The following is an 18,195-nucleotide window of genomic DNA, read 5'->3' as shown; positions in this document are numbered from 1 at the left end:
GATGACTGACAACACACGGCCCAACCGGACCGCCGGCAACCCCAACGGTGCCGGCGGTACTGGTGCGCGCGGAAAGGGGAGCGCCGGCGGGGATGCAGGCACCGGCGGGGGCCAGCAACGCGGCAAGCGGCGACGCCGCCGCAGGCGCGGGCGCGGCAACCGGTCGAACAACAACCAGACAACACAGCAGGGGCAGCAGGGGTCCGGCGAGTCCGGGCCGTCCAAGGGTGCCTCGGCAGGCGAAGGCCGCAATTCCGGGGGCCGCAATTCCGGAGGCCGCAACTCCCAGGGCGGCAAGCGCCGCCGCAATCGCAATCGCTCCGGTGCGAAGGGGTCGAACGGCGGCAATCGCGGGCAGTCGGGGAAGCACCCCGCGCGGCGGAAGCGCGGCCGCGGCCAGGGCAGTAACCGCCGCCACTCGCAGTACAGCAACCGCTCGCAGTCGGGGATGGAGACGCGCGACGAGACCTCGGCGGGCGGCCTGGTGGTCTCGGGCATGGCCGAAGCGGTCAACCCGGAGACCAACAAGGTGGACATGTCGCAGATTTACGTCGCCCTCATCGGGCGACTCGACCGGCGCCGCCGCCTGCTGTGGTCCATGCCGAAGGGGCACGTCGAGGTGGGCGAGCACCAGTGGCGCACCGCCGAGCGCGAGGTGTGGGAAGAAACCGGCATCGTCGGCGAAGCATTCGACACGCTCGGCACCATTGATTATTGGTTCGTGTCCGATGGCGTGCGCATCCACAAGACTGTGCACCATAACCTGCTGCGCTACGTCGACGGCATCCTCAACGACGAAGACCCGGAAGTCACCGAGGTGGCTTGGGTGCCTATGAGCGAGCTCATCGAACGCCTCGCCTATGCGGACGAACGCAAGCTCGCCCGCGTGGCCTACGACAAGATGCCCAATCTGGCGCGGGCGGAGGCGGAAGCCGGAAGGGCCACTCCGCGATGAGGAGGCCCGCTGGCGCTACGCTGTCCACCCTCGCGGTTGCGGGGCTGGCACTCGCCGCGGGCGCATACCCTACCGCCGCAGCCACCCTGCCGGTACCCACCAACCCGGATAACCCGGAGGTGGCCGCGCAGTGGGCCAACCCCAACGTGCGCGTCGGCGACGGCGAGCGGGCCACACTCCAAGCCGTCGAGCTGCCGGACTCAATCCGCGCGCACGACCCGTTTCACGTGAAACTTCGCGTCCGCAACACCTCCGAGGCGCCGCTCGAGGACCTGCGGATCGTGCCTCGCCGCGGCCCGCTCACCGGCTCAGTTGAGGATCAGCGCATGGCTACCATCGCCGCGCTCGAGGAATATGTCCAGGTCGGCGAGCCGCACACGCTACCCGCGCCGCTCGCGCCCGGCGACACCACCGAGCTCGAGCTCGACATCGACAGCGATGCGCTCGGCATGGGCGATCTCGGCACCTACCCGCTCGCTTTTTCGCTTCTCGACGCCACGGGAACCCCCCTCGACTCCGAAAGGTTCCACCTCTCCGTGCGCGGGCTCGACGACGGCGCGCGCCCGGGTTCGCTCAGCGCGCTCTACCCGATATCCGCCCCCGTCGACCTCGTGCCGGGGGAGACCGGCGACGCGCCCGAGGACCCGCAACTCGTGCTCCAGTCCGAATCGCTGGCCGCCCAACTCGCACCGGGCGGGCGCCTCGACCGGCTCGCGACAACCTACCTCGAGGCACTGGCCACCCCGCAGGTGCGCGAAGCCACGTGCGCCGCAATCGACCCCGCGCTTGTCGCCGCCGTCGACCGCATGGCCGGCGGCTACACCGTGGATACGCAGCGAGCGCCCGTGGTTCAAGAGCCCAAGCGCCTGCGCGACAGCTGGGGCAGCCCAGGCGACGACGCCAGCGGCACCCCCGGGGTCGGGGCAGAAGACGCCGCCAACTTCTTGGACACACTGCGCGAAATCTCGCGCATCGGCTGCACCGTCGCGCTGCCGTGGGCCAATGCGGACTTGGACGCGGTGGCGCGCACGGGAGACCCGTGGCTGGTCCGGGAAACCATCGAGCGTGGGCCCTTCGTCCTCGAGCGGGTCCTCGGCACTGCCGGCGTGCACAACGCCGTGGTCCCCAGCACGGCTGTGGAGCACGCGACATTCCCGGCACTCGGGTGGGCCGACCACACGCAATCGACCGTGCCCACCGGCGGCATGCAGGCGGCGTGGGAACGCGCCAACGCCGAGACCGACGCGTCGACCGCGGGGGAGAGCAGCACCCAGAGCAATCTCGACGTGCGCACCCCGGGCTCCGCGCGAACCGCCGCCGCACCACGACCAGAGACCACCGTGCGCGTCCTCGTGCCCGCCAACACGCTTGAGGCGGACCCCGATGTTTCACGTGAAACATCGCCGGACGCGCAACGCTTCGCTTGGGCCGCGCCCAACGTGCTCGCGGTCAGCTACCAGGACGCGCTCGCTTCGGTCCTCGCCTCCGTCGGGCCACAACCGACGACAGCGAGCTACGCCCCAGAACTCACGCGTTACGACGCCGTGCGCGACTCCACAGTCTCCCGCGCAACCAACGCGGCAAGCGCCATCCGCCTTGCTGCGCAGCAGGCCTGGACTTTCGAAGACCAGCCCGCGAGCGAGCCCGTCTTCGTCGCCCCGCCGGCAACGTGGGACGCCGACAGCGCCGCCACGCTGCTGGGCACAGTCGCCGACCTTGTCACCCACGGCGGAGCAGCGCCCCTTCCGCTCGAGCGCTACCTGGCACAGCCCGCGGACGCTGCGATCCCGCCGGCAGCATCGGTGGGAACGCACTACTCCGACCCCGGTGCGTACGCCGATACGGAGATCCTCGCGGCGACGCAGCAGGCGCGCTTTATCAACGACCTCACCGAGCTGCTCGCCCCCGACCCCTCTATTGCGCTGACCCGCTACGGCTACACCCTGCCGCTGCGCCGAGACCTCATCACCGCGCTGAGCCCCGGCCAGCGCCGCGCGCTGCACGGGTACTCGACGGCGGTCGCCACCACGAGCGAAACACTCCGTGGCTCGCGCGACACGCTCACCGAACTGCGCAACTCCGTCGCGCTGATCCCTCCCGGCAATGTGTACACGCGCACCTCGCCGTCGAGCCCCCTGCTGATCGTTGCGCAGAACGGGATGCCCCTGCCGGTGCGCACCTCGATCCAGTACCGCGGCCCCGAAGACGCACGCTTGAACGTGCCGGCCGCGATGCGTATTCCGGCACGCGGCTCCGTCACCGTGCAGATGACGGCGGACCTGCCGGAAGACAACCCAGAAACCAAACTGCAGCTCTTCCTGGCCGGCCCGCACGGCGCCGCGATGTCGCAGCCGGTAGACATCACCGTTCGCACCGCCGGGATGGCCGTGCGTGGCTCAGTCCTGCTGCCCGCGCTCGCGGCACTCATCGCCGCCTTCCTCTTCTTTGCGGTCTGGCGCAAACACCGCCTCGGTGACGACGGCCGCGGAGACACGACAGAGACCGGCAGCGACCCGCCCGACACGGCTGCACCAAAACGCCCGTACCCACCACACGCGAATGGAGAAAGCTTCCGTGACACAGCAGGATGACGCAGCGCGCGCCGCCAGCTTGCGGCGTCGCATAGTCACCCCCGCCCCGCCGGCGCCGGTGCCCAAGCCGCCCGCCAAGATGCAGGGACCAGCGGAGAACCCGGAGCAGCCCGACAAGTCGATGCTGACTACCAGCCCCAAGGGCGAGCGCTCCGCGCCGGCAAAAACAGCCGGCGCGAAGGATGTCGACGCCCCCGCGAAGGCAGAAGCCAAGGCCGAGACCAAGGCAGAAACCACCGACACCATTCAGGTTGTCGACACGCCCGAGCAGCCAGACGACGACAAGGCCGCACCCGCAGCACAGGTTGCCGCGGTCGCCACCGCCACGCGCGAGGCGGACCGCGAGACAGGCACGGAAGACGCGGGGGAGGGGGAGACCTCCAACGCCTCGGTGGTGCGCGCCACCGGCTCGATGGCGGTGGCCACACTCATCTCTCGCATAACCGGGTTTATCCGCACCGTCCTCATCGGCGCGGCGCTCGGCCCAGCTGTTGCCTCCGCCTTTAACACGGCGAACACGCTGCCCAACATCATCACCGAGATCGTGCTCGGCTCCGTGCTTACCGCGCTGGTGGTGCCGGTCTTGGTGCGCGCCGAGAAAGAGGACGAGGACCACGGTGCCCGGTTCATCCGGCAGCTGTTTACGCTCACGTTCACGCTCATGGCGGTCGTCACGGTCATCGCCGTGCTCGCGGCGCCGTTGCTCACACGAGTGTTTTTGGACGGTGAAGGCAAGGTCAACATCGTCCAGGCCACCTCTTTTGCCTACCTGGTGCTGCCACAGATCTTCTTCTACGGCATGTTCTCCCTGTTCATGGCCATCCTGAACACCAAGGAGCACTTCCGTCCGGGTGCCTGGGCCCCGGTAGCCAACAACGTCGTGTCCATCGCGGTCCTTTTGCTCTACATGCTGGTGCCGGGGCACTTGCATCCGGCGGCGCCGGCGTCGATAAGCAATCCGCACGTGGCGCTGTTGGGCCTGGGCACCACCCTCGGTGTGGTGGTGCAGTGCCTGATCATGGTGCCCGCGCTGCGCAAGCTGCGCATCGATCTGCGCCCGCTGTGGGGCATCGACGAACGTCTCAAGCAGTTCGGCGGCATGGCGCTGGCGATCATCACCTATGTGGCGATTAGCCAGGCCGGCTACATCGTGACAACACGCATCGCCTCGACGGCGAGCGAGGCCGCCCCGATCATCTACCAGCAACACTGGATGCTGCTGCAGGTGCCCTACGGCATCATCGGCGTCACGCTGCTCACCGCGATCATGCCGCGCCTGTCGCGCAACGCCGCCGACGGGGACGACGAGGCCGTGGTCCGAGACCTCACGCTCGGCACGAAGCTCACCTTCATCGCGCTGATCCCGATCATCGTGTTCATGACGGCGCTTGGCCCCGACATCGGGCACGCGCTGTTTGCCTACGGCAACTTCGACGGCGATACGGCGCGCACCCTCGGCCTGACGATCAGTTTCTCCGCGTTCACGCTCATCCCTTACGCGCTCGTCATGCTGCACCTGCGCGTCTTCTACGCGCGGGAGGAAGCCTGGACGCCGACGATGATTATCGCCGGGATTACCGCCACCAAGATCGTGCTGAGCTACCTCGCACCCATGGTGGCCGACTCCACCCAGTCCGTAGTCGTGCTGCTCGGTGCGGCAAACGGTTTCGGCTTCATCGCCGGCGCGCTCATCGGCGCCTTCCTACTGCGCCGCAAGCTGGGCACCCTGGAAGCCGCCACCGTCATGCGCACCTCAATCTGGGCGTTCGCCGCGGCAATCGTGGGCATCGCCGCGACCTTCCTGCTGCGCTGGCTCGTGCGCGACCTGGCGGGTGCGGACATCCCGGGCGCGCTCGGCGGGCTTATCGGGTTGCCATCGCTCGGCTTCCTTATCGAGGTGATGATCCTAGGGATCATCTTCGTTGTCGTCACCGGCCTGGTCCTGTCTCGCTCGAAGCTACCCGAGGTGCAGAACCTCGGCCGCGCACTGGCGCGCATCCCGGGCCTGTCGCGCTTCATCACCCCGGACGACGAGGCGGCCCTCGAAGTCGGCGAAGTCGACCCGCGGGATATGTCCACGCAGTTCCTCGCCTCCGATACCTTCAACGCCAACCCGGTCCCGCCGCCGATGTCGGCCGGCGTGGTCCGCGGGCCTCGCCTGGTGCCGGGCGCCAGCGTTTCGGACGGGCGCTTCCGCCTCATCCGCGACCACGGCGCGACCACCGGCGCCCGCTTCTGGCAGGCCCGCGAGGTAGCCACCGGCGCACCCGTCGCGCTGACCTTCGTGGACACCACCGGTGCCGCGCCCATGGCGCCTGCCACCCCGCGCGAGGCCGCACTTCAGGCCGCGGGCGTGGCGCGCCGCACCCGCAAGCTGGCCAACCTGCACCACCCGGCCGTGGCCGAGAACATCGAGATCCTCTCGTACCGCACCGGCTCGCTGATCGTGGCCGACTGGATCGAGGGCTCCTCGGTCAAGGCGGTCGCGGAAAGCGGCCAGACGCTGCACACCGAGGCCGTCGCCAACGCGCTCGCCCCGCTCGCCGGTGCGCTCGCTGCGGCCCACGAGGCGGGCATCCCGCTCGGCCTGGATAACCGCCAGCGCCTGCGCGTGGACACCGACGGCCACGTCCGCCTCGCCTTCCCCGCGATCCTGCCGGAGGCTTCTGGTCCCGCAGACGCCGACGCCTTCGCCTCGGCACTGCAGCTTTTGACCACCAACGTCAACTCGGACGCGCTCGAAGCCATCACGAAGCGCACGCGTGCACTTGTCGACGCCGACGCCATCGAAGACAGCGACTTCCACGACCTCGAGGCCGCCCTGCGCAAGGAGGCGAACCTGCCCGCTCCGGGCGAGGAACTCCCGCAGCAGCAGGCCGCGGAGGTACCCGAGACCGCGGACGCGGACGGCGACGAGTCCGAGGACGCAAGCCTTGCCGAATACGTCGAGCCGGTCGCCGAGGAGACGGACGACCCGGACGAGGTGCGCGGCGGCTTCGGCTCGCGCCGCCTCAGCGCGATCACGACCGTGCTGCTCTCCGCCATCGCGGTGGGGGCGGTGGTGCTCATCGCAGCGCTGACCGCCTCGCTGATCGGCTTCCTCTCCGGCGACGACACCGTCTCCCCGGTCACGCACGACTCGGTGCAGCAGGGCGCGGAGCACATCGAGGAGGAGGCCACCGAGCACGTGGGCCTGCCCGTGATCATCAGCCCACTTTCCGCCCAGCCAATCGACGCCGAGGGTCAGCCAGCGGGCAAACCCGGCAGCGGCGACAGCGCAAACGACGGCGACACCGCCAAGCCGGACAAGGACACCGAGGGCCCCGCCGCCACGGTGGACGGAAACCGCGCGACCGGCTGGACCACCGCGCGTGGCGGCGGCATCGCGCTGACCCCGCCGACTTCGGCCGGTACGGTGAGCGTCGAACAGCTGCTCATCGACACCACCTCCGACGGCGGCCCCTACAGCGTGCACGCCATCCCCACCGACTACGAAGGCCCGCTCACTGCGGAGGCGCTGCCAATGCTGGCCGAGGGCACCTTCCACCCGGGCCAGAACAGCGTGGACGTTGATGAGTCCGGCGAGCTGCGCGGGGTGTTCATCTCCCTGCCGGCGAGCGAGAAAAGCAAGGAAATTCAGGTCAAGGAGGTCTCGCTCATCGGGTTCACCGAGTTGCGATAACCGTTCCTGAATAAAAATGCCCGGCCCTCGCGCGCTCGCCGCAAGGGTCGGGCATACTTGTGCCTACATCATCTACTTGGGGGAGTTTTTGGGGGAAAACTATGCAATTTCGCACTGATCGCGAGCTGCTGCGCGCACACGCCCGCGGCGAGCAGGACGCCTTCGCAGACATCGTTCGCAAGCACACTCCGCACCTGATGCGGGTGGCCTACAACTATTCGCGCAACGAGCACGACGCCCAGGACGTGGTGCAGGAGGCGCTGCTCAAGGCCTATCGCAACCTGCGCAACTACCGCGGGGAGGCGCAGCTGGCCACCTGGTTGCACCGCACCACCGTCAACACGGCCATAGACTACAAGCGCCGCACCTCGCGCAAGGACCGCGAGCTGAGCATCGACGACGAGGACAAGGTGGGCATCGAGCGCAACACCAGGCTTTCGCACGACCCGCTGCGCGGCGTCGCCTCGGCGATGGCGTTGCGCAACGAGGTGGCCAAACTGCCGCGGGCGCAGCGCCGAGCCCTGCTGCTTATCGACGTCCACGGCATGTCCGTCGAACGCGCTGCCCAGGAGCTTGGCGTGCGTCCGGGCACGGTGAAATCCCGTCGTTACCGTGCGCGATCGGTGGTGGCGGAGGCGATGATGGATCGCATCTAGCAGCCCCGGTTGCACGGGGCAGTACACTGTGGAACCGGAAATGACGCAGAAGTCGTACCCGTGAACTGATGAAGGTGGAAGAAGATGACCAACCCCGGTTTTAACCTGGTCAACGTCGATACGCTCGGCAGCTCCGAGAAGGCTGCAGCGAAGCAGGAGCCCGCAGCCGCGGATGCTGAAAACGCAGTACACGACGTGATCATCGTCGGCTCCGGCCCGGCCGGCTACACCGCAGCCTTGTATGCGGCGCGTGCTGAGCTTAAGCCGCTGGTGTTCGAGGGTTACGAGTTCGGCGGCGAGCTGATGAATACCACCGAGGTGGAGAACTTCCCCGGTTTCGCTGAGGGCGTGATGGGCCCGGACTTGATGTCGAATATGCGCGAGCAGGCCGAGAAGTTCGGCGCCGACCTGCGCCCCGAGCTCGTCGAACGCGTGGACTTTAGCGGCGAGATTAAGAAGGTGTACGTAGACGGCGAGGAGTTTCAGGCGCGTGCCGTCATCCTGGCTACCGGTGCCGCGCCGCGCCACCTCGGTATTCCGGGCGAGGAGGAGCTGACCGGCCGCGGCGTGTCGACCTGCGCAACCTGCGACGGCTTCTTCTTTAAGGATCACCACATCGCCGTAGTCGGCGGCGGCGACTCCGCGATGGAGGAGGCCACATTCCTCACCACCTTTGGCTCCAAGGTGAGCCTGATCCACCGCTCGGAGAACTTCCGCGCCTCGAAGATCATGCTGGAACGCGCCCGCGAAAACGAGAAGATCGAGTTCATCACCAACACGGTCGTCGATGAGGTCCAGGAGGCCGACGGCAAGGTGAGCGGACTGAAGCTGCGCAACACCGTCACCGGCGAGGAGCAGGTGCTCGACGCGACGGCCCTGTTCGTGGCCATCGGGCACGACCCGCGCTCGGCCTTCCTGGAGGGCCAGGTCGCGGTAGACGAGGGCGGCTACATCCAGGTCAAGGCCCCGACGACGGCGACGAACGTGCCGGGCGTGTTCGCGGCCGGCGATGTGGTGGATAACCTCTACCGCCAGGCCATTACCGCCGCGGGCTCCGGCTGCCGCGCCGCGCTCGACGCACAGCACTACCTCAACACGCTCTAGCTTGTGACCCTTCTGTTACCGAGGGCCACGGTCGCGCCTCCCGCCTTTTGCGCGGGCGGCGCTAAGGTGGGGAAGCAACGTAGAAGCGAGTCCGCGAAGGAGCCGAACCCATGAGCGCACCAGTAGATGTCACCCAGTCGACTTTCAAGTCCGAGGTCATCGAGTCCGAGATCCCGGTTATCGTCGATTTTTGGGCCACCTGGTGCGGCCCGTGCAAGAAACTTTCGCCCATCCTCGACGAGGTGGCCCAGGAGTTTGACGGCCAGGTCAAGGTGGCCAAGGTCGACGTCGATGCCGAGCGCGCCCTCGCCATGATGTACCAGGTGATGTCGATGCCGACGGTGATGGTGTTCAAGGGCGGGCAGAAGGTCGACGAGTTCATTGGTTTGCGGCCCAAAAACGAGGTCGTCGAGCGTGTGCAGAAGCACCTTTAAGCGCCTGGCGCGCGGGTTCGCTAAGCCGGCTCCGCGCCGCGTAAGATAGTGCTATCTACGTCTCTTGACCTCCCAGAATCCGGGTGAACTCCCGGACCTGCCCCCCGAACACAGAAAGGCCTAAAGTGCGTGCAACTCTTCGCGTTGGCGATTCCAGCGCTCGTGTCGCTGAGGCCCGCACCACGCTCGCGCGCCTCGGCATGTTGCAGGAGTACGAGGGGTCGCTGGAGGAGTGGAACTCCCGGAAGTTCTCAAAGCAAGAGATGCTTTTCGACGAAGCGTTGGCCGACACCATCAAAGCCTTCCAGCAGTCACGCGGCATCATGCCTACCGGCAACATCGATGACCTCACGCTGCGCGAGCTGCGCCAGGCCTCGTACAAGCTGGGCAACCGCGTCCTGAACTACCAGCCGGGGCAGGAACTTGTCGGCGACGATGTGGTGCAGCTACAGAAGCAGCTCCACGAGCTGGGCTTTTACTCGCACCGCATCGACGGGCGCTTCGGCCCCCGCACGCACGAGGCGCTGATGACCTACCAGCTCAACTCCGGGCTGGAAGACGATGGCATGTGCGGTCCTGACACCTTGCACGCACTGAGCCGTTTGGGACGGCGCATCACCGGCGGCTCCGCCACTGCGATCCGGGAGCGCGAGCACGTCCGCCAGGCGGGACCGCAGCTCACGGGCAAGCGGGTCGTCATCGACCCGGCGCTCGGGGGGAAGGAGCAGGGCCTGACCGTCGAGGGGTGCTACGGCCCGATCACCGAGGAAGACATCGTCTGGGACCTGGCGCAGCGCGTCGAGGGCCGCATGATTGCCGCCGGGGTGGAGACGATTCTCTCGCGCACCCGCGGCGACAACCCCTCTGCCAAGTCCCGCGCCGACCTGGCCAATGGATTCAACGCCGACCTGGTGATCTCCCTGCAGCTCGACCAGTACCCAAACGAGAAGGCCAACGGCGTGGCCACCTTCTACTTCGGCAGCGAGATCGGTAACTCGTCCATGACGGGCGAGACACTGTCCGGCTACATCCAGCGCGAGATCGCGGCGCGCACCCGCCTCCAAAACTGCCGCAATCACGCCCGTACCTGGGAAATGCTGCGCATGACCAAGATGCCTACCGTCGAGGTGGTCGCCGGCTACCTCACCAACCCGGGGGACCTGGAAATACTCACTGATCCTGCGCAGCGCGACGCCATCGCCGAGGCCATCGTCGTTGCGGTCAAGCGCCTCTACCTCATGGAGTCTGACACCCAGCCCACCGGCACCTATTCCTTCCAGGACCTGCTGCGCGAAGAGCGCGCCTAGAAACCCTGCGCCTACTTGATGTAGTAGCGCGTGGTACGGGTAGTGCCGATGCGGCGGAGCAACGCGGCGTCGACAAGCTTGCGCAGCGCGCGGTAGGACTGCTGTTGGCTCAAGCCCGTGCGCTCGGCGACCTCGCCGCTGGCCAAGCCAGCACGGCCCGCACGCTGCACCAATTCGAAAACGCGAGCCTCGTTGCCCTTGAGCTCGTGGTTCGCCGCGGGCCCGGCGTGCGTCACGGTCACGGTCACGCCGCGGCCGTGGGTGCCCGCGAAGCTCACCGGGTCCAGGCCGGCGGAGTCCAGCTGCTCCCGCAACCTGGGCATACCCGTGCCGGCGGCGCGGGTCAGCCCGGTCATCGAAATCGCCGTGGCCAGGTGCAGGGAACGCGGGGCGTAGGTGGCCCGGCCCAGCGCCAGCTCGCGGGCATCGACCCCGCGCGGAAGCCCGCCGGGGCTCGACACGGTCGAACGATCCTCCTCTAAAGCCACGTAGACGGGGCCGGGCTGGAAGTAGTCGCGGTGGATCAACGCGTTTACGGCTAACGGGAGCGCAAGGCCCAGCTCAGCGCGCTTCTCCGTCAAGGCGTGCAACATCGAAGCGAGCGGCGCGGTGCTGCGGTGCGTCTGGTGCGTGCGGCGACGCTCCGAAATGACGAGCTGATGGTACGGCAGCCAGCGTCGAATAGCGGGCGCGCGGCCGAAGAGCGCGATGGCGCCGAGGGTGAGCGGGGTAGGGGAGTCGTCGCGGAAGCCTAAGGCGCGAACGATCCCGTCGTCGCTGCGCTGGCGCATGCGTGCCTCGCCCCCGAAGGCTGCGGCGAGCTCGCGGAAATGCTGGAAGGCGGCCGGGTCGATGTCCTCGGGTGTCGCGCCCTCGGCGGGCAGCAGCGCCCAGTCGATGCCGTTGGCGTCGCGGTAGCGGGTGAACAGGTAGGTGGGGTCCATCCCGACGGTCTCGGCGACGCCGTGCGCGTTCAGGCGGCGAGTGAGGTAGGCGCCCCACGTTGTGGCGACGGGGCTCGGGTGCGCTTCGGTGCGTACAGCGACGACCTCCTCGCCGTCGAGGCGCGCGATCTCCACCTCCACGTGCAGGGGCGGATTGGTATATCGGCGGACCGACATGGCGAGCTCGGCCGGGTCGGTCTTCTCGCCGTGGAAGGGGTAGCATCCACTGATGGAACCGTCGCTGTCCACGCCGATGAAAAGGGTGCCTCCCTCGGTGTTAGCCAGCGAGGCCATAGTTTCAATCAGGCGGCGTTCGTTGATAAATGCGCCCGACTTGCGGCGTGCGAAAACCCTGGTCAGACCCTGACCTTGAGTGATTGATTCGTGGATATCCGCAGCTGCCATGCGGCTATCTTACATCATTGAGATTCCTTCAGCGCATCGCCGCGCACAGCGTGATTGATTGATTGAATGATGCGCGCACGCCGCCCGAATGCAGTGATGCAATTACTGCGATATGCGCGCTCAGGCCGCGGGGACGTCGGCGAGCAGCTCGGCAATCTCGTGTGCTGCGAGTAAGTCGTGCGCGGGCGGCAGCGCTAGGCGCAGGCGGGGGAGGACCGGGTGGTCGGCGACCACGCGGAAGCCGGCGGATTCGAGGATCTCCACCGCGGTCAGCCCGATGGATTGAGCGTGGCGGGCGATATGAGCAACGGAAGCCTCGGCGTTGCCTTCCTGGCGCAACCCGAAGACCTCGAGGGCTTGGGCACCGGCACGGGTGGCGGCGGCGATGGTGGCGTCGAGAAGCACTGCCTCGAAGCCGCGGTGCTTCGCGCTGGTAGCGATGTGCAGGCTGGTCAGCGCCCACGCGTCCTGGCTGATCGGTGCCGTGGGCATACGGGCGGCGCCCGGGGCGTGTTCGGGCGGGCAGAACAGGCATGTCGCGAGCGCACCAGTCGTGGTGGTGGCTTCGGCGATGGAGAACCCGACGGTGTCCTGCGCGAAGCAGCGCGCGAGCAGCCAGGCACCCTTGTCCAACTCGGAGATCGGGTTGTTGCTGGTCGCGGCAGAGTCGAGCTCCCAGAAGACGCTCGAGGCCGCGCGCGGGTGGATGCGCGCGAGCGTCGCCTCTGTAAGCGCGACGAGCTGACCCCCGGGGCGCGCCATGGCTGCTAGTCTTCGCCCTGGATGAGGCCCATGATGCGCTCGAAGTCGTCCTTGTCGCCGAACTCAACGACAATTTTGCCCTTGCGCTTGCCCATCGTCACGGACACTTTGGTGTCCCAGGCATCCGCGAGGTTGTTGGCGGCCTCGGTGAGGTATTCCGGTTGGGGCGCGGGCTCGCGCTTCTTCTTCGTCGGCAGGGCGCCGTTGTTGTTCAGCAGGGTGACGGCCTCTTCGGTCGCGCGGACGCTCAGGCCCTCGGCGACGATGCGGTTGGTCAGCTCGTCCTGCGCGGCCGAGGTCGCCTCCTCGCTGTCCAACTTCACGCCGAGCAGCGCGCGTGCGTGGCCGGCGGAAAGCACGCCGGCAGCGACGCGGCGCTGCACGTCGACAGGCAGGCGCAAGAGGCGGATCGCATTGGTGATCACCGGGCGGGAGCGGCCAAGCTTGTCAGCCAGCTGCTCCTGGGTGACGCCGAACTCCTTGAGCAGCTGCTCGTAGGCGGCGGCCTCTTCGAGCGGGTTGAGCTGGACGCGGTGGATGTTCTCCAGCAGCGCGTCGCGAAGCATGTCCTCGTCGGAGGTTTCGCGCACGATTGCCGGGATGTGCTTGAGGCCGGCCTTCGAGGCGGCGCGCCAGCGGCGCTCGCCCATGATCAGCTCAAAGCCTTCCTTGGTGTCGCGCACCACGATGGGCTGCAGCAGGCCGAACTCCCGGATCGAGTGGACCAGCTCGGCCAGCTCGTCCTCGTCGAAGACCTGGCGGGGCTGCTTCGGGTTCGGGATGATCTGTCCCAGCGGCACCTCTTGGTAGCGCGCGCCCACCGGCACCGGCTGCATCACGTTATCCTTCGCCGCCTGCACCGTCGGCGCGCCTGCAACCGGGCCTCGCGGGGTGCCGCCGACCGTCGGCGCGCCCTTCACTTTCTTCTTTTTCGGCGAGTTCGCAGCGTCATCACGCTGCGACTTCGGCTCCTGCTGCTCATGTTCGCGGCGCTCGCGGGCACCGGCATTGTCGCCGAAGATGATGTCGGAGGCGCTATTGCCAATCGCGCCGGTCTTGCCCGTGGTGTCCGTAGTTGCGGGCGCGGACGGGATCAGCGCAGCGAGGCCGCGGCCAAGTCCACCTTTTCGTTGTTGTGCCATGAGTTTCTCCTTACATTCCCTCGTCTGCGCCGTCTGTACCGTCTGTGCCGTCTGTACCGCCATCAAGCTCCGCGTACACCGCCGGGCTTACGCCGATCGGCCCGGTCGTTTCGTGCGGCTGGTAGTCGCCGCGGGTGGCCAGCTCGCACGCGGCGTCGAAGTAGGCGAGCGCGCCGCGAGAACCCGGGTCGTACTCGATGACGGTCTGGCCGTAACCAGGCGCCTCGGAGACCTTCACCGAACGCGGGATCACGTTATTCAGCACCACCTGGCCGAACTGGTCACGCACCTCCGCGGCCACTTCGGCGGCGAGCTTGGTGCGCGCATCGTACATGGTCAAAAGGATCGCCGAAATGTGCAGGTTGTGGTTCAAGTGCTCGCGGATCATGCCGATGTTGCCCAGCAGCTGGCCCACGCCCTCAAGCGCGTAGTACTCGCACTGGATGGGGATAAGCACCTCGTCCACCGCGGTCATCGCGTTAATGGTGAGCAGACCCAGCGACGGCGGGCAATCAATGAACACGTAGTCAAAGCCGAACTCGTCCAAAAAGCCGCGCCGCAGCGCGTCGTGCAGCCGGTACTCGCGGCGCACCATAGACACCAGCTCGATCTCGGCGCCCGCAAGGTCGATCGTCGCCGGGATGCAGAAGAGGTTCGGGTTGTCCGCATTTTCCTGCACGGCGTCGGCGGCCTCAGCCTCGCCGATAAGGATCTCGTAGCTCGACACGGTCCCGGAGGTGTGCTCGGCACCGAGTGCGGTCGAGGCGTTGCCCTGCGGGTCGAGGTCGACCACCAGGACTTTCAGCCCCTGCTTGCTTATCGACGCCGCCATATTCACCGCCGTCGTCGTCTTCCCCACCCCGCCCTTCTGGTTGGCGATGGTGAGCACGCGCGGGTGCTCCGGCTTCGGCAGCGTCTTGCGCCCCGAAGTCATCTGCGCGGCTCGCTGCGCCGCGGCCATGATCGGCGTGTCGTCGTAGTTTTGCTCGTCCATCCCAGCCCTACTTTCGCACGATCCGGATCAGGGTGGTCGGCTGCGCAAGCAGCCCCTCGCCGACGAGGAAAATCTCCGCGTCCACGCCGCCAGCCTTGCGGATCTGCGCCTGGTCTCGCTCGAGCTCCTCGCTTACCGACGCCCCCTTCATCGCCACCATCGCGCCACCGTGCCGCACCAAAGGCAGCGACCACCCGGCGAGCTTGCCCAGCGGTGCGACCGCACGCGAGGTCACCGCGTCGAACTGGCCACGTTTCTGCTCTTCGGCACGGCCGCGCAGCACTGTGACGTTGTCCAGACCCAGCTCGGCCTTGACCTCCTTGAGGTAGGTCGAGCGCTTCAACAGCGGCTCAATGAGCGTGAGCTGAAGGTCGGGGCGCGCAATCGCCAGCGGGATGCCGGGCAGGCCTGCGCCCGAACCGACGTCGGCGACGGATGCGCCCTCGTCGAAAGCCTCGGCAGCGACCGCGCAGTTAAGGATGTGACGCTCCCACAGCCGGTCCACTTCCTTGGGGCCGATGAAGCCGCGCTCGGCGGCCACCGTGGCCAGCGAATCGTGGTAGGCCTGCGCCAACGGGTACCGCTCACCGAAGACGGTGCGCAGTAGCGCTTCGGTTGGGGTTGCTTGCGGGCTGGGTTCCGACACGGCTGTGCACTCCTTAGTGGCAAGGGGAATTCTCTAGGCACCGACTCTAGTAAATGCGCCGAACTTTGGGGCAATCGTGGCGTCGACAAGCATGAAAGGCGAGGCACGAAAAAACCCGCCGCCTCGATGAGGCGACGGGCTGCAAGCGATGCGGGCTACTTGCCCTGCTTGCGCTGCTTCTTCGTGCGCTTATCCACCGTGCGGGCGCCAACCTGCGGTGCCGAAGCACGCTGCGCCTCGCGCTTGGCGGCCTCCTCTTCCGCTTCTTCCTTGTCCATCTTGGCGTAGACGATACGGGTCTGGAAGAACGTCCAAATGTTGTTGGACAGCGAGTAGAACAGCAGGCCGACGTGCCACACGAAACCGGTGAACAGGATCATGGCCGGGAGGAACCACAGCATCATCTTGTTCATCATCTGCATCTGCTGGTCCATCATCTGCGCGTTGTCACCCTGCGGGGTGTTGACCTTGCCGGCGGCGCGGCGGGCCTGCTGGCGCTGGATGGACATGCGGGCGTTGAGGTGCGTAAACGTCGCCGACAGGATGACCAGCGGGAGGCAGACCGCGATAATGTGCGCGCGGGTGAGCTCATCCACGCCGGTAAAGGCCGCGAACGCGTCCTCCGGCATCGACATGTAGGCCGACAGGGGCACGCCGAAGAAGTCTGCGTCCAGGAAGGAGCGGACGTCATCCGGGGAGAAGGCGTAGTTGGCGATGTTGCGGTTTTCTTCAACCGACAGGCCGAGCGCGCCCGGGCCGGTGCCCGTGCGGTTGAACGAGCGCAGCACGTGGAACAGGCCAATGAACACCGGCATCTGCACCAAGGGCACCAGGCAGGAGGCGAGCGGGTTGGTGCCCATCTCCTTGTAGAGCTTCTGGGTCTCCTCGGCCATCTTCTGCTGGTCGTTCTTGTACTTGGTGCGGATCTCCTGCATCCGCGGCTGCATCTCCTGCATGCGGCGCATGGAGCGCATCTGGTTGACCATCGGCTTGACCAACAGCGCACGGATAGTCACCGTGAGCATGATGATGGACAGCGCCCAGGCCATGCCCGAGTCTGGCGAAATAATCGCGCCGAAGAGTTTGTGGTAGGCCCACAACACCCATGAAATCGGCCAATAAATGAAGTTCAGCACTTTCGGCAGTTACTCCTCATCGGTTCGTCGTGTGTTCGTTTCCGCAGCGTGCGGGATGCTTCCCGGGACCGGGTCGTAGCCGCCCGGGTGCCAGGGCCCACACTTGGCTACCCGCGCCGCGGCAAGCAGCGTGCCTTTCAGGGCACCGTGCCTTGCCACGGCCTCGAGCGCATATGCGCTACACACAGGCAGAAAACGGCAGGTCCCACCCAGCTTAAGGGGTGAAACGTACTTTTGGTAGAGGCGCACCAGCTTCACCAGCGCGGATGCGAGCAGTCCCCGGGGCGCGGGGATCTCACCGCCCGCGAAGTTGTAGTACGCCATCTAGGTTGCGCGCGTGGGGTTATCCGCCACGGCCTTCTTCCGGGCCTTTGCCACAGCCCGGGCGAAATCGTGGTCCAGCTCCGCGCTCGTCGCGTGCGCCGAGGCCGGCAGCGCGCGGATGACCACATCGCACTCGCGCGGTAGCGCTTCCGCGTGCGCGCGCGCGATCGCCCGCAGCTTGCGAGAGACCGCGTGCCTGGTCACGGCGTTGCCCACTTGCTTAGACACCACGAGCCCGAACCGGGGCCCGCCTGAAATAGCGGTCTCGGTTCGGGCTCGCAGATGGACCACCAGGGTGCGCGACCCTGCGCGCGAACCGCCACGCATCGTGCGACGAAAATCGCGCGAGCTGGCAAGCTTCAGCGGGGCAGGCAGCACGGTGGCAGAAAAGCTTAGGCGCTCAGCTTCGCGCGGCCCTTCTTGCGACGCGCGGAAACGATAGCGCGGCCAGCGCGGGTACGCATGCGGGCGCGGAAGCCGTGCTTACGAGCGCGACGACGGTTATTGGGCTGAAAAGTCCGCTTAGACACGATGGACTCCTTGTAGATGCATCACGGCGACCAACGGTGCGCAGCGTACTGCGTACCTCCCGGGGCAGAGGCCGCCTCCGGTAAAAAATTGTGTTGAGATTGCGTATTTCAAGGTTCCGCATGCCCCACCTGCGCAGACTCGCCCTTGCGGGGGCCCGGTACTCGGCGCGGGTGGCGCTCTCAAGCGCGCAAGGTGTGACCGGGCTGCACCGGATACTCGGGTACCTGGTGACAGCGCCAGACGCAACAGGCGCGACAGACCCCACTAGGGTACGTGAGGGTTGACCCGCACGACAAATCGACACGCCCCGCGAGTTGACAGCCGCCCGCGGGTGCCCCCGGAATTACACAAGTGTGTTTTTCTGCAGGTAGGGCCCGGTTCTATCCGCGCATAGTGCGCGAACCTTACTTCCTTGACACTGCTGTGCCAGACACCTGTTCGACGCTTTGGGTTATCCACAAAGCGAGCCTGAGCGCTCATCTAGACACTGCGAGGTCGCAACGGGTAACAATGTTTTATCACCACAATTTCACATCACTTCTGTCCACACCGAGCGGCAACGCTGTGGATAACTCTGAAGTA

The 18,195-nt window shown here is 66.9% G+C and carries 16 protein-coding genes; 7 read left to right on the top strand and 9 right to left on the bottom strand.

Features of this window, described 5'->3' with window-relative positions:
- Position 1 precedes the first annotated feature (1 nt).
- The 7 genes from M3G14_RS02635 to M3G14_RS02605 all read left to right on the top strand — a co-directional run bounded on the left by M3G14_RS02635 (position 2) and on the right by M3G14_RS02605 (position 10,729).
- Complete coding sequence (locus M3G14_RS02635) at positions 2 to 955, top strand: NUDIX hydrolase (RefSeq protein ID WP_259924447.1); 954 nt, start codon at positions 2 to 4, stop codon at positions 953 to 955.
- Positions 952 to 3,546, top strand: coding sequence for a hypothetical protein (locus M3G14_RS02630; RefSeq protein WP_259924446.1), 2,595 nt, complete (start codon positions 952 to 954; stop codon positions 3,544 to 3,546). Before M3G14_RS02635 ends, M3G14_RS02630 begins: the two co-directional genes overlap by 4 nt.
- Positions 3,547 to 3,625: 79 nt before the next feature.
- Positions 3,626 to 7,228 (top strand): murein biosynthesis integral membrane protein MurJ, encoded by a 3,603-nt coding sequence (murJ, locus tag M3G14_RS02625; protein WP_396122182.1) that lies wholly within the window; start codon positions 3,626 to 3,628, stop codon positions 7,226 to 7,228.
- A 101-nt stretch (positions 7,229 to 7,329) separates the two neighbouring features.
- A complete protein-coding gene (locus tag M3G14_RS02620; RefSeq protein WP_259924445.1) occupies positions 7,330 to 7,884 on the top strand; it encodes an RNA polymerase sigma factor in 555 nt (184 codons plus the stop codon).
- Positions 7,885 to 7,968: 84 nt separating this feature from the next.
- Complete coding sequence (trxB, locus tag M3G14_RS02615; RefSeq protein WP_259924444.1) at positions 7,969 to 8,988, top strand: thioredoxin-disulfide reductase; 1,020 nt, start codon at positions 7,969 to 7,971, stop codon at positions 8,986 to 8,988.
- A gap of 110 nt (positions 8,989 to 9,098) precedes the next feature.
- Positions 9,099 to 9,422 carry a thioredoxin gene (trxA, locus tag M3G14_RS02610; RefSeq protein ID WP_259924443.1) on the top strand — a complete coding sequence of 108 codons (324 nt, stop codon included), beginning with the start codon at positions 9,099 to 9,101 and terminating at the stop codon, positions 9,420 to 9,422.
- Between the two features lie 125 nt (positions 9,423 to 9,547).
- Entirely contained in the window at positions 9,548 to 10,729 is a 1,182-nt protein-coding gene (locus M3G14_RS02605; protein ID WP_259924442.1) for an N-acetylmuramoyl-L-alanine amidase, read from the top strand.
- Between the two features lie 11 nt (positions 10,730 to 10,740).
- On the opposite strand, the gene M3G14_RS02600 is transcribed toward M3G14_RS02605, so the two are convergent.
- From M3G14_RS02600 to rpmH, 9 genes are all read right to left on the bottom strand, one after another.
- A complete protein-coding gene (locus M3G14_RS02600; protein ID WP_259924441.1) occupies positions 10,741 to 12,078 on the bottom strand; it encodes an RNA-binding domain-containing protein in 1,338 nt (445 codons plus the stop codon).
- 120 nt (positions 12,079 to 12,198) lie between these two features.
- A complete protein-coding gene (locus tag M3G14_RS02595) occupies positions 12,199 to 12,840 on the bottom strand; it encodes a hypothetical protein (RefSeq protein WP_259924440.1) in 642 nt (213 codons plus the stop codon).
- Positions 12,841 to 12,845: 5 nt separating this feature from the next.
- The gene (locus M3G14_RS02590; RefSeq protein WP_259924439.1) at positions 12,846 to 13,982 is read right to left on the bottom strand and encodes a ParB/RepB/Spo0J family partition protein; all 1,137 of its coding nucleotides are present in this window, start codon (positions 13,980 to 13,982) and stop codon (positions 12,846 to 12,848) included.
- Positions 13,983 to 13,992: 10 nt separating this feature from the next.
- Positions 13,993 to 14,976, bottom strand: coding sequence for a ParA family protein (locus tag M3G14_RS02585; protein WP_259924438.1), 984 nt, complete (start codon positions 14,974 to 14,976; stop codon positions 13,993 to 13,995).
- Between the two features lie 7 nt (positions 14,977 to 14,983).
- On the bottom strand, positions 14,984 to 15,580 hold the full coding sequence (gene rsmG / locus M3G14_RS02580; RefSeq protein ID WP_396122181.1) for a 16S rRNA (guanine(527)-N(7))-methyltransferase RsmG: 597 nt from the start codon (positions 15,578 to 15,580) through the stop codon (positions 14,984 to 14,986).
- A gap of 197 nt (positions 15,581 to 15,777) precedes the next feature.
- Positions 15,778 to 16,758: a membrane protein insertase YidC gene (gene yidC, locus M3G14_RS02575; RefSeq protein ID WP_259924436.1), complete on the bottom strand. Its 981-nt coding sequence runs from the start codon at positions 16,756 to 16,758 to the stop codon at positions 15,778 to 15,780.
- 9 nt (positions 16,759 to 16,767) lie between these two features.
- Positions 16,768 to 17,082 (bottom strand): membrane protein insertion efficiency factor YidD, encoded by a 315-nt coding sequence (gene yidD, locus M3G14_RS02570; RefSeq protein ID WP_259924435.1) that lies wholly within the window; start codon positions 17,080 to 17,082, stop codon positions 16,768 to 16,770.
- Positions 17,083 to 17,460 (bottom strand): ribonuclease P protein component, encoded by a 378-nt coding sequence (rnpA, locus tag M3G14_RS02565; protein WP_259924434.1) that lies wholly within the window; start codon positions 17,458 to 17,460, stop codon positions 17,083 to 17,085. It abuts the gene before it with no gap.
- A gap of 14 nt (positions 17,461 to 17,474) precedes the next feature.
- The gene (gene rpmH / locus M3G14_RS02560; RefSeq protein WP_038593492.1) at positions 17,475 to 17,612 is read right to left on the bottom strand and encodes a 50S ribosomal protein L34; all 138 of its coding nucleotides are present in this window, start codon (positions 17,610 to 17,612) and stop codon (positions 17,475 to 17,477) included.
- Between the last annotated feature and the right edge of the window lie 583 nt (positions 17,613 to 18,195).

The organism is Corynebacterium sp. p3-SID1056 (genome assembly GCF_025152525.1).
In the GTDB taxonomy this organism is placed as follows: Bacteria; Actinomycetota; Actinomycetes; order Mycobacteriales; family Mycobacteriaceae; genus Corynebacterium.
The sequence above is the reverse complement of the archived record's forward strand: the minus strand, read 5'-3'. Positions and strand labels throughout refer to the sequence as shown.

What these genes read in the sequence shown, in the direction of transcription:
- M3G14_RS02635 (WP_259924447.1), top strand. Translation starts at nt 2, where the DNA reads ATGACTGACAACACACGGCCCAACCGGACCGCCGGCAACCCCAACGGT.
- M3G14_RS02630 (WP_259924446.1), top strand. Translation starts at nt 952, where the DNA reads ATGAGGAGGCCCGCTGGCGCTACGCTGTCCACCCTCGCGGTTGCGGGG.
- murJ (WP_396122182.1), top strand. Translation starts at nt 3,626, where the DNA reads ATGCAGGGACCAGCGGAGAACCCGGAGCAGCCCGACAAGTCGATGCTG.
- M3G14_RS02620 (WP_259924445.1), top strand. Translation starts at nt 7,330, where the DNA reads ATGCAATTTCGCACTGATCGCGAGCTGCTGCGCGCACACGCCCGCGGC.
- trxB (WP_259924444.1), top strand. Translation starts at nt 7,969, where the DNA reads ATGACCAACCCCGGTTTTAACCTGGTCAACGTCGATACGCTCGGCAGC.
- trxA (WP_259924443.1), top strand. Translation starts at nt 9,099, where the DNA reads ATGAGCGCACCAGTAGATGTCACCCAGTCGACTTTCAAGTCCGAGGTC.
- M3G14_RS02600 (WP_259924441.1), bottom strand. Translation starts at nt 12,078, where the DNA reads ATGGCAGCTGCGGATATCCACGAATCAATCACTCAAGGTCAGGGTCTG.
- M3G14_RS02595 (WP_259924440.1), bottom strand. Translation starts at nt 12,840, where the DNA reads ATGGCGCGCCCCGGGGGTCAGCTCGTCGCGCTTACAGAGGCGACGCTC.
- M3G14_RS02590 (WP_259924439.1), bottom strand. Translation starts at nt 13,982, where the DNA reads ATGGCACAACAACGAAAAGGTGGACTTGGCCGCGGCCTCGCTGCGCTG.
- M3G14_RS02585 (WP_259924438.1), bottom strand. Translation starts at nt 14,976, where the DNA reads ATGGACGAGCAAAACTACGACGACACGCCGATCATGGCCGCGGCGCAG.
- yidD (WP_259924435.1), bottom strand. Translation starts at nt 17,082, where the DNA reads ATGGCGTACTACAACTTCGCGGGCGGTGAGATCCCCGCGCCCCGGGGA.